The sequence below is a fragment of the Pseudobutyrivibrio sp. JW11 genome (assembly GCF_900115355.1).
GTDB lineage: Bacteria > Bacillota > Clostridia > Lachnospirales > Lachnospiraceae > Pseudobutyrivibrio > Pseudobutyrivibrio ruminis.
In genome coordinates, this window is sequence record NZ_FOWB01000001.1 from 286165 (window position 1) to 299704 (window position 13540).

Genomic DNA, 13540 nt, shown 5'->3' on the forward strand with positions numbered 1-13540 from the left:
TCTATTGTTTTGCATACCATGTTTCCAAAGTATTATTTATATCTGTCATGAAAGTATTGGCATCATCTTCGCCTGCGGCAAATCGGTAGAAGCAATAACATAAACCGCCTTCATTGCTTCCAACGCCAGAAGGTAAATCCATCCAATGCCAACTAGAAGTTTTGCCTTCAGATAAATAAGCAGATAAAACAGGGGCGAATGGATCGTCAGCTACGTACTGGCAATCTGTGAATGGACTTACGAAGCCTGCCTGCTCTACTAAAATTTTCTGACCGGCGTCCTCTGAACACCATTGAAGAAAGGCTTTTGCAGCTTCAGTTTGACCCTCTTTTGGGATCGCCCACCAAGAAGGAGAAGATGTAAGGATTGTATCAATACCATCTTCAAAAGCGTATGGAGCCATGCCTACTTCAAAACTTCCTGCAGCTTTATATGCATCACTAGCAGCAAGGGATGCTCCAATCCAAGAGCCTTGAGTGATAAAAGCGTATTTGCCAGCAGCAAAACCTGCCACTTGAGAATCATAATCACCACTCAAAAGCATGTCAGGATTTGAATATTGATAGATTAAACTTATCATAGCTGCATAGTTTGAAAATCTGGTTGCATCAACAGCATGATTATCATTTATGCCATCTATATAAGTTGTATCATCGCGAGACAAGCCTGAATCGACATACACACCAAATAAATGATTTCCAGAAGACCATCCTAAATTTACAGGTTCAACGCAACAATCAACAACACCATCCAGTCCAAGAGCTTCTTTGTTTGCATCAACAGCTTCAAATGCGGCGCGCATTGAATCAAGATTTGTGATTGATGCAGGATTAACACCGCATTTATTTAGAATATCAGCATTATAGGCTAGTCCTATGGCTTCTGTTGTATATGGAAAACCTATGGTTCCATAGTTCTCGTCTACATAAGCTCCAGATGTTCTGCTAGCCCATTCCTCATCACTTAAGTCTAAAAGTAAACCTTCCCAGTTTGAAAAACCGGATGCCTCACAGGCGATGATATCAGGCATTTGATCTGATAGATATAATCCTTTAATCATAGCCTGTGCATCAACACCAGGACCAACCTCAAGTACTTCGACATGGACACCTGTTTCTGCTTCGTAGGTTTGAGCCAAAGTTTTTATCTGATCAGTTACTTCTGCTTTGATGTTTAGTAAAGTGATTTCACTTGCACTTTCCTCAATATCACTAGTGGCGGATGTAGTTTCTGCTTGTTTTGTACATGCTGACAGGAACACAGCCAAAGCTAGAACCATACATCCCAGTATCGAATTTAGCTTCTTCATTATTGCAACCCTCCATAATGAAATTTGTCTATTATGTTTGATTGTATAACGAATGAATTAAAATTCTGTGAATAGTAGCGGATTTTTGGTAAAAAAAAAGCAGGTCTTATTGACCTGCTTTAATACTAGTTTTTCAAACTGTCATATTCTATCGATACGAGGCTGTCGCCGTCGAATACGAAGACGAGAGTCATTGTGTCGGTTGTGTATTTCATTGAGCCGGTAGCTTCTTCGGTTGGATCACCGTAAGCTGCGATGATGTCGTCGCGAGAGCTTGAAAGGTCGATGCCTTCGGCTGTGGCTACGTTGTCTGTACGAAGGAGTACGTAGAGGATTAAGTCTGTGTCTCCGTCAGGGTATGTCTGGATTTCGAAGTCGTTGTATGTGTAGAGCTTTCCGATGCCTTCGGCAGCGCAGCTTGGTGATTCGAAGTATGAGTTTGGCTCGCCAAGTGCTTCGATGATAGGTGCTGCATCGGCGTCTACAGGGATTGTTGTGCCGTTGTATGAGAATACGTAGCCGCTGTTTGTTGATGTTGCTGTAGTGGATGTAGTGTTGCTTGATTCGATGACTTTTGTGTCGCTAGAACCTCCGCATGCAACAAGTGAAAGTGCAGTAGTTGCGATTAACGCAAATGCGATAATTTTGTTTTTCATTTTGTTAGTTCTCCTTTATGTAAATTCATTGTTTGCTATTGGATAGTTGGATACTTGCTAGGGTCATAATTGTGTGTGTTATGATGTGCGTTTGAGTATTCCCATAGGTCGGCGTCGTGCCAGTAGAATATCTTTGTGCCGTCTAGCTGAAGGTTTGGATCGTAGTGATACCAGCCTTCGCCTATGTCGATTAATAACCAGTAGTGACCACGTGTATCGCGAATCTTTTCGATTTCCATATTTTTAATGCCAAGTCTGTTGAGCATGACCTCGGCAGTTTTTTGCTTGACGGTGCAATCGCCTATGCGGTTGTGCATTCCTTTGTAGGCTGCTGAGTAGAGGTCATCAATTCCTGCTGTTTCAGAATATTGGATGTTGTCTACTACCCAGTCGAAGACTGCCTTGGCTTGATCGTATTGTGACATATCGTCGGTGATGATTTCAGCAAGAATGGCATCAGCCATTGCATTAACATTTTCTTCTGTGGCTTCGGCAATTTTTGCTGAGACTATTTTTACAGTTGTAGTTTCTGTGGTTGTGTTACCTGCAGAATCTGTGGCTGTGTATGTCAAATTGTAAGTGCCACGCTTATCTACATTGACTTCTGAGCTGTCAACTTCAAGCGTAGGATTTGGGTCCAAATCATCTGTCACTTCTACGTTCTTTTTATAAGAAACTGTATCGCCCTGGGTGATTTCAATTGGTTCTACGCCTGTAATAACAGGTGGTGTGGAATCCTTTCTAACAGTACAAGGGATAGTTGCAGTGGTTTGATTGCCAGATGCATCTGTGACAACTATTGTGGCATCGAATGAGCCCTCTGTTGTAAAGTCGTATGTATCAGCAAAATCAATGGTGCAGTTGCTCACATCATTTACAGATTCAACTAAATCAGCGGCTGTTGGAACATCGGCTGTGGTGTACATATCAATAGAGTCTGCTGAAAGAGTAACAGTAGGCGCTGTGGTATCCTGCACATGCAAGGTGGAGGCAAAGGAGCGTTCTCTTCCTCTTGAATTCGTACATATAATAGTAAGTTCGTAATCACCTGGTACATTAGGATCAAAAACAGAATCATCTGAAAATCTGGCGGAAGTGGTTGGATCCTTTAGAAATTCTGTTACATTGCAATCTGAGGTACCGGCTTCAACAAAAACTTCGGAATATACAAGGTCCGAGTGGTTTGTAACGTATATTCCAAGGATGATAGCGGTAGTAACAAATAGAATTGCAGGTGTTAGAATAAAAATAATAAATATTTTCTTTTTCATAATCATTCTACCTATAAATATATATTTAATTAAAAAAATTATAGTTCATTTTCCCTTAAAAACAAAGCATTCGTAAAAGAAAATGCTGGTTATAAATAAAATTGATAACTAGCTATTAAATCTAGGTATAATGAACCGTATTGAAGTAGAGTTTGTGGTGTGTTAAAGTCTCATTCATAAACAAATACGAAACAAAACCCCAATATAAATAATGGGCTTGAAGGAGGAGACAAATATGAAAAACAACTTATTAAAGAAGATTACTAGCGTATCATTAGCATGTGTTGTATTGGCTGGGGCACTTGTAGGTTGCGGAAGCTCAGATGCAGCTGCAGACACATCTTCAGAGGAGACAACAGAAAGCACAGAGGCTACAGAGGATTTAGAGCCAATCACAGTTGCAGCATCAGCTACACCACATGCAGAGATTCTTGAAGCTGCAAAGCCATTACTCGCAGAGCAGGGATACGATTTACAGGTTACAGTATTTGAAGATTATGTACAGCCAAACGAAGTTGTAGAGTCTGGGGATTTTGACGCAAACTACTTCCAGCATGTACCTTATCTTGATAGCTTCAACGAGGAGCACGGAACACATCTTGTAGATGCTGGTGATATTCACTATGAGCCATTCGGAATTTACCCTGGCACAAAGGCATCACTTGATGATGTAGAAGATGGTGATGTTGTTGCAATTCCAAACGACACAACAAATGAAGCTAGAGCACTTTTACTTCTTCAGGACAATGGTCTTCTTACATTAAAGGATGGCGTTGGTCTTGAGGCAACAGTTAACGATATCACAGAGAACCCATACAACCTTGAATTCCAGGAGCTTGAGGCTGCTCAGGTAGCACGTGTAGTTGGTGAGGTTGCTTATGTAGTTCTTAATGGTAACTATGCACTTGAGGCAGGCTACTCAGTTGCTAAGGATTCAATCGCATATGAGGCTTCAGATTCAGTTGCAGCTGAGACATATGTAAACATCATCGCTGTATACGAAGGACATGAGAACGACGAAAAGATTCAGGCTCTTGTATCAGTGCTTAAGTCTGATGAAATCAAGAAATTCATCGAAGATACATATGATGGAGCAGTAGTATTCTACGAAAAATAAGTCGTATACTTGACCAATATAAAGACAAAGGTTAATCTAAACAAGTGTAGTGTTACTACACTTGTTTTTACTTTTGATTACTAAAAATAAAGGAAAAAATATGAACGAAATTGTTGTAAAAAACTTATCGAAAACCTTCGATCAGTCAGAGACAAAGGTCGACGCGTTAAAAGACATTAATCTTACAATTGAGACAGGTGATATTTATGGAATCATCGGTATGTCAGGTGCTGGAAAAAGTACCCTTGTAAGATGCTTTAACTTTTTAGAGAGACCAACTAGTGGTGAGGTTTGGATTGGAGATAAAAATCTTGGTGCGCTTTCAGAGGCTGAGCTTAGAGCTGAGCGTAGCCAGATTGCTATGATTTTCCAAAGCTTCAATCTTCTTATGCAGAAAAATGTTTTGGATAACATCTGTTTCCCACTTCGTCTGCAGAAGGTTTCAAAAGCAGATGCCAGAAAAAGAGCAAAGGAATTACTTGAAGTAGTAGGCCTTGCCGACAAAGCAAAGGCATATCCAGCTCAGCTTTCAGGTGGTCAGCGTCAGCGTGTGGCTATCGCCAGAGCTCTTGCAAACAATCCTAGAATTCTTCTCTGTGATGAGGCAACATCGGCCCTCGATCCACAGACAACAGCTTCTATTTTAGAGTTGCTTAGAGATATCAATAAAAAGTATGGTATTACAATCGTTGTAATCACTCACCAGATGTCAGTTGTATCTGAAATTTGTAACAAGGTTGCAATCATTGAAAAGGGCCAGGTTGTTGAAAACGGTTTGGTTGAGGAGGTATTTAATCATCCAAAGTCTAGTGCGGCTAGAGAGCTTATCCTTCGTGGTGATAGCGAAAAGTCTGGTGGCACAGTAGAGACTCTCAATGGCGAACGAAAGATTCGTATTGTATTTACAGAGAATTCTTCTTTCGAGCCTGTTATTGCAAACATGGTATTAAAATTCCAGACTGCAGTTAACATTCTTCGTGCAGATACAAAGAACGTTGGCGGCTTTGCAAAGGGCGAAATGATTCTTGGACTTCCAGAGGATGAACAACTTCAGGAGGATATCATTATTTATCTTAAGGAAAGAGGCCTTGAAATTGAGGAGGTGACTGGAGATGTTTGATTCACAGGTTATTAATATGATTTTAGAGGGTATTCGCGATACTCTTTACATGACAATTGTTTCTACTTTAATTGCATATGTTTTAGGATTACCACTTGGAATTCTTCTCAAGGTCACAAGCAAGGATGGCCTTAAGCCTAACGGAGTAGTTTATAGAATTTTGGATGTTATATGTAACGTAGTTCGTTCAATACCATTCCTTATTCTTCTTATTTTATTGATTCCATTTACAAGACTTGTTGTTGGAAAGAGCTATGGCTCAACAGCTACAATCGTTCCTCTTGTAGTTTGTGCTGCACCTTACATTGCACGTATGGTAGAGTCTTCTCTTAATGAAGTGGACCCAGGTGTTATTGAGGCTGCTAAGTCAATGGGCGCTAGCAACTGGGATATCGTGTTTAAGGTAATGCTTGTTGAGGCCCGCACATCTCTTATTGTAGGAGCAACTATCACAACTGGAAATATCCTTGGATATTCTGCAATGTCTGGTACAGTCGGTGGTGGCGGACTTGGTGATATCGCCGTTCGTTATGGATACTACAGATGGCAGACAGATATTATGATTGTTACTGTAATTCTTTTGATTATCTTGTTCCAGATTATTCAAAATGTTGGAATGAAAGTTGCTAGTAATTTAGATAAGAGAAAGTAGTTTGAATATGATCAAATTAATCGCCACAGATGTAGATGGTACATTAGTTAAAGATGGATCATCTGAAATTTATCCTGAGTTTATTGAAAAAATTAAAGAGCTCAGAGAGCAGGATATCATTGTTTGTATCGCAAGTGGTAGACAGTCTACCAGCGTTGAAAGAATGTTTGATGAAATCAAAGATGATTTGATTTTCATAGCAAGTAATGGCGCTCACGTTAAATGTAGAGGTGTGGATATTCACGTTGCAGAAATGAACTGGGAATACGTGAAGGGACTTACACATGAACTCAGAGAAACACCGGGCTGCAACATTATTTGGGAAGGCCCTGGCGTTACTTATATTGAGCCAGGAAATGATGAAAGCTTTATTAAGCTTCTCACCGAAGGATATCGTAATCACGTAGAGGAAGTAGAAGATATCCTTACAGCCGGCAAAAAGATTATCAAAATATCAGCATTTAATAGACCATCTATCCGTGACCTTGGTGAGGGCAAAATCATTCCAGAATGGAAAGACAAAGTAAAGGCTACAATGGCTGGAGAAGACTGGATTGACTGTATGGATAAGTCAGTTGATAAAGGCGCAGCCCTTGGCTTTATACAAAGAATCTTTGATATTTCACCAGAGGAAACAATGGTGTTTGGCGACAACAATAACGATATTGGTATGCTTGATGTTGCAAAGCATAGCTATGCAGTAGCATCTGCCCCAGATGTTGTTAAAGAGCATGCAAATAACATCTGTCCATCATGGGCTGAAAAGGGCGTATATCAAGTCCTAAAAGAATTCGAATTTTAACAATTTTATAAAACATGTGTTTGCCTCTAGCTTATAATGGTGTAATATAAAGCTAGAGGTTTTTTATATGAGTGATAGATTAATATTTCATATTGATGTTAATAGTGCTTTTGTTTCTTGGTCTGCGGTGGAGATGCTAAAAAATGGCGGGCCTGATTTGCGTGAAGTTCCATCCATAGTTGGTGGTGATCCAGATTCTAGAAGAAGCATTGTAGCGGCAAAATCAATTCCTGCAAAGAAATATGGCATTGTTACTGGGGAGCCTGTTTCCAGTGCCCTTAGAAAATGTCCTAATCTTGTAATTGCAGGCTCTAATTTTGATTGGTATGTAAAATGTTCCAGAGCTTTCAAAGTAATATGCCAGGAATATACCCCTACGATGCAATCTTTTTCAATCGATGAAGTATTTTTGGATATGTCTGGCATGAATCTTATTTATCCAGATCCAATTGCAACAGCTTATGAAATAAAGGATCGAGTCTATAAAGAACTTGGATTTACTGTTAATGTGGGTGTCGCTTCTAATAAATTATGTGCCAAAATGGCTAGCGATTTTGAAAAGCCAAATAAGGTGCACACTCTATTTTTAAATGAAATAGAGAGCAAAATGTGGCCTTTACCAGTGGAGGATTTATTCACATGCGGCAAATCAACATCGGCAAGGCTTAGGAGCCTAGGAATATTTACAATCGGTGAATTGGCGAAATATCCAGTGGAGCAATTGACAATGCTTCTTGGAGAACGAGGGGCTGTGCATTTTCATAATTATGCAAATGGTATAGATGATTCCCCAGTGCTTCAGGAGACAGAGGATGCAAAGGGATATTCTGCAGAAACAACGGTTGAAGAAGACTTAGTAGATATAGAAGCCATCAACCGTTTGCTGTTGGCTCAGACGGATGTAGTCGCAGCACGTATGAGAGCCGATGAGGGAAAATGTAGATGTATAGGTGTCACATTTAGGAATCTAGATTTTGTAAACAAATCCCATCAGAAAAAACTTCCGGAAGCTACAGATGTAACAGATATTATTTTTGAAACTGCTAAGCAGCTAATAAGAGAAAGCTGGCATGGAGAGCCTCTTAGGTTGCTGGGACTGTCTCTATCAGATATAGAAAGAGATGGATTTGAGCAGATGTCGCTATTTCAGGATGAGAATAAAGAGAAGAGAAAGGCATTGGATTCCACTCTGGATTCTATAAGAGGAAAATTTGGAAATAGTGCAGTGCAGCGCGCCAGCACCATTGATACTAGCAAAAATATCAACAGACGGAATCAATAACCACTATATTTGAGCAAAACTTGCTTATGATTGAATTGCCTACATATGCAAGATATTCATCATAGTCAATATAGAAGATTTGTCCCCAGGATGAAACCTTTATCATTGTATTGTGGATTTGGGTATCATTATGAATGATAGCTATCGCATTTACGTAGTGACTATTAGTAGATGCGGTAGCTTTATATGTATCATTTATAGAATCATAGGAATAGAGTGTTATTCTGCGATTATATCGATACAATCCCCAGATGACAGGGATGTTGTTGTTAAGCATTTCTTCCATGGTAGAAAGCATATTTCTGTGCCCATGAATACCATTCCATTTTGCTTTCATTTGAATGAATCTCATGGAATTAATATATCTGCATATTTGAAATGGTAGAATGCCAATGGAAAGTTTGCCGAAGAATTCCCTGGTAAACAACTTCGTAAATACGATAGTACTAGAAAAGTTTTTACATAGTTGAATGTAGTCTGTTTGGGAAATAGAAGCTTTGTTAGAAAGATATAGAGCGCAATCGATTGCTGAAATCATACCGCAACCTTGATTGCTAAGGCCTTTAAGGTCAGTATTATTAAGCCATGATTGATTAAAACCACAGCCGATTACTTTGCCATTATCATCTTTGACTTGAATGTATTCCCTGGCCAATTTTTGTGCTTTCATATCTATGATTTTAGCATTATAAAAAAATATAAACAATTGTGTAAAAAGTGCTTGACTTATCCTTGGAATTCCTATAGAATAACCATTGTTGTTGAGGCAATCAACAGATTTGCGCGAGTGGCTCAGTTGGTGGAGCACCACCTTGCCAAGGTGGGGGTCGCGGGTTCGAGTCCCGTCTCGCGCTCTAATTAATTAAAAAGGACATATCCATTAGGATATGTCCTTTTTTAATTAACGAGGCCCATACGGGCCTCGAAGGTTCGAGGTCTCGCCTGCCGGCTCGGTCGGTGCTTCTGCTTCGCAGAGGTGTCCACTGGACACCCGCACCCCGTCTCGCGCAATTTGACGAGATGTTTCCCTTCTTGATTCTATGGCTTAGTTCCTAACATTGTTGCATATGCAAGAATCCTTTTTATTATATTAGGCTCTTTATCTTTGCATTGACTAATTAGCTCGAATAATTCAGGATCAGATGCCTTATATATTGTATAAGATACTGGACTTGGGTCGTCGGTTTGATTGGTCAAATATTCAACCGATGTATGTAGAACATTTGCAATTACATTAATCGTTTGAATTGAAGGAGTTCTTTCTCCTGACTCGTATCTTAAATATGCTGGTTGCGAAAGCTGCATCCTTTTTGCAGCTTCCATTTTTGTAATTTCATTTTTTTCCCTACATTCAATTAATCTTTTTATATTTAGCTCGGCCATCAATAATCCTCCTGAATTTAACATTGATTATACCAATGGAATAATATACAATCAATATACCAATGGTATATAAGGAGGGACGATGAGCAAAACAAATAATAGTTATCATAGTGTCTTTTTAGAAAGTGATTGGCGGCATAGAGTATTGAGTGATGAGAAAATCAAGTTTTTTAGACTGATTACTGATAATTCAATACATGATAAAACATGTAAACTTATACAAAAATATCCTGATAGAGATATTATATGTTTGAATCAATACGATGAAAAGTTATCACAGTGTAAGGCTTGCGCCACCAAAGCATATCTTAGGATTGGAGCTACAGATCCTAAAAACTATAAAAGATATTGTACATTTTTTGATAATACATTTTTAAGCACTAAAGTTCTTAGAGATATATACGTTACTAATAGGATGACCACTTCTATATTTGAAAAAACATTGACAATCAAATATAAAGAAGATACTTGGAGAATTATTTCTCTTGATAATGATGGAAACGTTCAGCTTAGACATAACAATTATAAAAGACTTACAGATGGTACAAGACAATTTGTAGGGGGATACCATATACAAAATAATTATTGTAAACGAATTAAAATAAGGCCGGCATTATCAGTTATAAAAACTTATGATTATAGGGTACACTCTACCAATGACAATATTCTACAAGCTGTTGACAAGAATGATAAAATCGCACCAAAACATAGTCCAATAAGTAGAATCTTTACTTGGATTAAGAGTGTTAATAACCGGGTTAAAAGAGCATTGTTCTGATTTACATTCGACAATGAAATAGTGATTTGCAAAATAGTGGAATTGTCCAATCGCCGATTGGACAATTGACAATAAAGGGAAATTGGCCTTTTTAGTGAGTTGGACTCACTATCAAATACTTATGCGTATAGAAAATTCCGTCTCGCGCGTAGGCCCATATGGGGGACAACTGGGGTATATTAAGGCATGTCACAAATTGTGACGTACGAAATACGTCAGCTTATATTGTACTTTCGATACAAAACCTTTAATGTAATCGTAGGAGGTGGGAATGATGAGTATTGGAAGTCGAATCAAGCAAAGACGCACAGAATTGAATATGAGCCAAGAAGTACTTGCTGAAAAAATAGGCGTATCACGATCAGCTATTTCAAATTGGGAAATCGAAAGAAATTATCCAGATTTACAGGTAATAGTGTCGCTGTCAGATATATTAGATATTCCTTTAGATATATTGTTAAAAGGGGATGCAGCAGTGGTAGAAAAAATTTCCACTGACACAGTACAAAGAAAATCTCTTAGTAAAAAACTAAAATTTGCATATATATTTATTGCTATATTAATCGTATTAATGGGATTTGCGCTGCATAAAACAAAGTGGATGGATATATCTTCTAACAATCAAATAAAATCTTTTCAGTACGATGGGAAAAACTTTATTATTGCAACAGATTTGCCTTTTTACAGAAGTATGGGTGGGTGTGCCATAGATTATTCTAACAATGGGGAAATAATAAATCTAACTTTCTCATCATATAGGGATTTGTCTATGGCTAATGAAGAAGTATTTATAACTAATGCATACTTATACCCTAATACTACTAAGGTCGCTATAGTTTACAACAATGAACCATTAGTAATGTATAATATTGAGGATATAGATTTGAGTTTAAAATAAAAAATTAAGAGGTCATCCATTTGGATGGCCTCTTTTCGTTAATTATATGAATTTCGCAATATCTTCAACATTCTTGCGAGGTGGCTTCTTAGTAACAGATTCTGATCTGTAACCAACAGCAATGATGCTCATAACCTGCTCATCCTCTGGAATGCCACAGAAATCAGCAACAACCTTTGCATCTCTTAAGCCCATGATAAGTGTGTCTACACCAAGCTCAACAGCCTTTGCGCAGAGCAACATGTCATGTAAACCAAGATCATAAGCACCCCAGCCGTTTCCAACTTCGTTGTCGGCCTCTCCTGTAGCTCTGTTAAATCCAGAAACATTCTTTTGGAATGTAGTAACAATGTATGCTGTTGCATCTTTTGTGCTGTTCTGATTAAAATCAGGTAAAACAGTCTCTCTGAATTTGCTTACTTGTTCTGGAGTAGAAATACAGTAGTATCGAGATGTCTGAGTGTTCTTCCAAGAAGGAGCAGCTGATGCAGCTGATACCATCTCGCGTAGGATTTCCTCAGAAACCTGCTTACCGTTGAATGATCTAACGCTCTGTCTAGCGTCAATAACCTGTTGGAATTCCATAATAATCCTCCTAGTGAAAGTGTCTATAATTAATATCAGGTTGCAATCAATTGGATTGTATCACAATCGCTCTGGAAATCAATGTATTTGGTGCTAATGAAGAGAAATACTAGCAGTATTTCCGTTAATATCTTCTAATTCAATTGATTTTACAGTGCTAGGCTCTATTATGTTATTGAATTCCAAAGAAAAAATAGCGGTGTTATTATCTCCATCAATGCTATTTAGATTATCGCATTCCCTGCAATCAATTACTGTACCGTCATCTAAGGTTAAACTTGTAATATAAGGTACGCGAGGTTTATCCATTGGAGTAGCAAACCAGCTATCTTTTACATCGTCAGTTATAGTGTAGCGAATCTCCGCAGAAATAGGACTGACTTTAAATGAAGTAGCCTCACAATTAAACTCAGGGATAAAGTTGTTTAAATCAATTACAAGAGCATTACTTACTTCTGGAATAGGCAAATCAAATACCCAGGTACCACCCAAACTATTTTCGGAGAAATCACTATTCACAATCGAAAAATCGCTTAATTCTAAGTGTATGGTTTTGCCGGTTAGGGACATTTCAGAATCAATTGAATCTGTTCCATCTATATTAAAGATAAACTCATCATCTCTGATTCCCATGCCGTATCCAAAGCTGTCCCCTTCGTAGCCTTGTATATAAATATCATCAACGTTGATGTTTGGCTCACAGCCTTCGTTTATCTCAACGCCTGAGTATTGCAATGTAAGACTAATCTTATTATCATCGGCAACAATTGCTACTGGAGTAAGCGTGATACCATTGTCAGTGATGGCATATTTTGAATAATCGTCTTCTTCAGAAAATACTATTGCCTGTCCTTGTTCTGTAAGAGTTTGTTGCTGTTCGTCGGTGGCATTAAAATAGCTACTGAGTCCATGCCCCCAGAAATGACGTATTGCTGCCGTAGCAGTGATGGTAGTTAGGAGTATTAAGCATATGCAAGCTGCCACTGACAACCGTTTATTAAATTTTACAATCTTTTTACCGGACTGATATCTTGCACACTGAGTAATTAAAATATCATCTACGCCGTTAAATGCTAAAAATAAATTTTCTTTTTTCATGATGCCAAATATCCCTCCTTTACCAAACGTGTTCTGAGCTTTGCTCTCAATCTGCTAAGCATTACTGATACATTGTTCTTTGATATACCATATTTTTTTGATATGGCAGTAATATCATCGGCATAAAAGTATCTACTAAGGAAGATAAACGCTTCCCTTTCAGGAAGGGATCTGACATAATCTGCTATTATATTTTCAAGTTCCTGTCCTAAAATGGATTGCTCTACGCCATTTGAAGCTGGAATACATTCTTCCAGTTCATCAAGAATCTCGTGCATGGTACCATTTCCACGCTTTTTGCTTCGACTTGCTCTGTATTTATCAAAAGCAAGTTCTCTAGCAATTTTAGCTAAAAAAGCTTTGAAGACTTTGGGCCTTGTAGGTGGGATTTTATCCCAAGTTTTTAAATAGGTATCATTTAAACATTCTTCAACATCTAAATCATCATTAAGAATATTGTTTGCGATTGATTCAAGGTAATTGCCATATTTGACGTCCGTCTCTTCAATGGCTCGTTCGTTACGTTTGAAATAAAGCTCGATTATTTCCTCGTCTTTCATGTGTGTCCCCCTTTTTATTCATTTGTAAG

The 13540-nt window shown here is 38.3% G+C and carries 15 protein-coding genes and 1 tRNA gene; 8 read left to right on the forward strand and 8 right to left on the reverse strand.

Annotation, left to right across the window (positions count from 1 at the left end):
* Window position 1: 1 nt before the first annotated feature.
* From BM102_RS01245 to BM102_RS01255, 3 genes are all read right to left on the reverse strand, one after another.
* Complete coding sequence (locus tag BM102_RS01245; protein WP_090478104.1) at window positions 2-1309, reverse strand: ABC transporter substrate-binding protein; 1308 nt, start codon at window positions 1307-1309, stop codon at window positions 2-4.
* A 125-nt stretch (window positions 1310-1434) separates the two neighbouring features.
* Complete coding sequence (locus BM102_RS01250) at window positions 1435-1965, reverse strand: hypothetical protein (RefSeq protein WP_090478107.1); 531 nt, start codon at window positions 1963-1965, stop codon at window positions 1435-1437.
* 35 nt (window positions 1966-2000) lie between these two features.
* The gene (locus BM102_RS01255) at window positions 2001-3236 is read right to left on the reverse strand and encodes an immunoglobulin-like domain-containing protein (RefSeq protein ID WP_177194873.1); all 1236 of its coding nucleotides are present in this window, start codon (window positions 3234-3236) and stop codon (window positions 2001-2003) included.
* Window positions 3237-3471: 235 nt separating this feature from the next.
* On the opposite strand from BM102_RS01255, the gene BM102_RS01260 reads away from it, so the two are divergent.
* From BM102_RS01260 to BM102_RS01280, 5 genes are all read left to right on the forward strand, one after another.
* Complete coding sequence (locus BM102_RS01260; RefSeq protein WP_090478112.1) at window positions 3472-4353, forward strand: MetQ/NlpA family ABC transporter substrate-binding protein; 882 nt, start codon at window positions 3472-3474, stop codon at window positions 4351-4353.
* Window positions 4354-4453: 100 nt separating this feature from the next.
* On the forward strand, window positions 4454-5473 hold the full coding sequence (locus BM102_RS01265) for a methionine ABC transporter ATP-binding protein (protein WP_090478115.1): 1020 nt from the start codon (window positions 4454-4456) through the stop codon (window positions 5471-5473).
* Window positions 5466-6125 carry a methionine ABC transporter permease gene (locus BM102_RS01270; RefSeq protein ID WP_090478118.1) on the forward strand — a complete coding sequence of 220 codons (660 nt, stop codon included), beginning with the start codon at window positions 5466-5468 and terminating at the stop codon, window positions 6123-6125. Before BM102_RS01265 ends, BM102_RS01270 begins: the two co-directional genes overlap by 8 nt.
* A 7-nt stretch (window positions 6126-6132) precedes the next feature.
* The gene (locus BM102_RS01275; protein WP_090478505.1) at window positions 6133-6927 is read left to right on the forward strand and encodes a Cof-type HAD-IIB family hydrolase; all 795 of its coding nucleotides are present in this window, start codon (window positions 6133-6135) and stop codon (window positions 6925-6927) included.
* A gap of 67 nt (window positions 6928-6994) precedes the next feature.
* On the forward strand, window positions 6995-8209 hold the full coding sequence (locus tag BM102_RS01280; RefSeq protein WP_090478121.1) for a DNA polymerase Y family protein: 1215 nt from the start codon (window positions 6995-6997) through the stop codon (window positions 8207-8209).
* Here BM102_RS01280 and BM102_RS01285 read toward each other — a convergent pair.
* Entirely contained in the window at window positions 8190-8879 is a 690-nt protein-coding gene (locus BM102_RS01285) for a hypothetical protein (protein ID WP_143085446.1), read from the reverse strand. The genes BM102_RS01280 and BM102_RS01285 overlap by 20 nt on opposite strands.
* A 111-nt stretch (window positions 8880-8990) precedes the next feature.
* Between BM102_RS01285 and BM102_RS01290 the strand changes: the two genes are divergently transcribed.
* Window positions 8991-9063 (forward strand) — tRNA-Gly (locus BM102_RS01290).
* Window positions 9064-9247: 184 nt separating this feature from the next.
* On the opposite strand, the gene BM102_RS01295 is transcribed toward BM102_RS01290, so the two are convergent.
* Window positions 9248-9592, reverse strand: a complete 345-nt coding sequence (locus BM102_RS01295; RefSeq protein WP_177194874.1) for a helix-turn-helix domain-containing protein — start codon at window positions 9590-9592, stop codon at window positions 9248-9250.
* Window positions 9593-9674: 82 nt separating this feature from the next.
* Between BM102_RS01295 and BM102_RS01300 the strand changes: the two genes are divergently transcribed.
* Both BM102_RS01300 and BM102_RS01305 read left to right on the forward strand, forming a co-directional pair.
* A complete protein-coding gene (locus tag BM102_RS01300; RefSeq protein ID WP_090478128.1) occupies window positions 9675-10370 on the forward strand; it encodes a hypothetical protein in 696 nt (231 codons plus the stop codon).
* A gap of 271 nt (window positions 10371-10641) precedes the next feature.
* Window positions 10642-11268 (forward strand): helix-turn-helix domain-containing protein, encoded by a 627-nt coding sequence (locus BM102_RS01305; RefSeq protein ID WP_090478131.1) that lies wholly within the window; start codon window positions 10642-10644, stop codon window positions 11266-11268.
* A gap of 42 nt (window positions 11269-11310) precedes the next feature.
* Here BM102_RS01305 and BM102_RS01310 read toward each other — a convergent pair whose 3' ends face one another.
* The 3 genes from BM102_RS01310 to BM102_RS01320 all read right to left on the reverse strand — a co-directional run bounded on the left by BM102_RS01310 (window position 11311) and on the right by BM102_RS01320 (window position 13511).
* On the reverse strand, window positions 11311-11853 hold the full coding sequence (locus BM102_RS01310; protein WP_090478134.1) for a nitroreductase family protein: 543 nt from the start codon (window positions 11851-11853) through the stop codon (window positions 11311-11313).
* Window positions 11854-11946: 93 nt separating this feature from the next.
* A complete protein-coding gene (locus BM102_RS01315; protein ID WP_090478137.1) occupies window positions 11947-12951 on the reverse strand; it encodes a DUF4179 domain-containing protein in 1005 nt (334 codons plus the stop codon).
* On the reverse strand, window positions 12948-13511 hold the full coding sequence (locus BM102_RS01320) for an RNA polymerase sigma factor (protein WP_090478139.1): 564 nt from the start codon (window positions 13509-13511) through the stop codon (window positions 12948-12950). Before BM102_RS01320 ends, BM102_RS01315 begins: the two co-directional genes overlap by 4 nt.
* Window positions 13512-13540 lie beyond the last annotated feature (29 nt).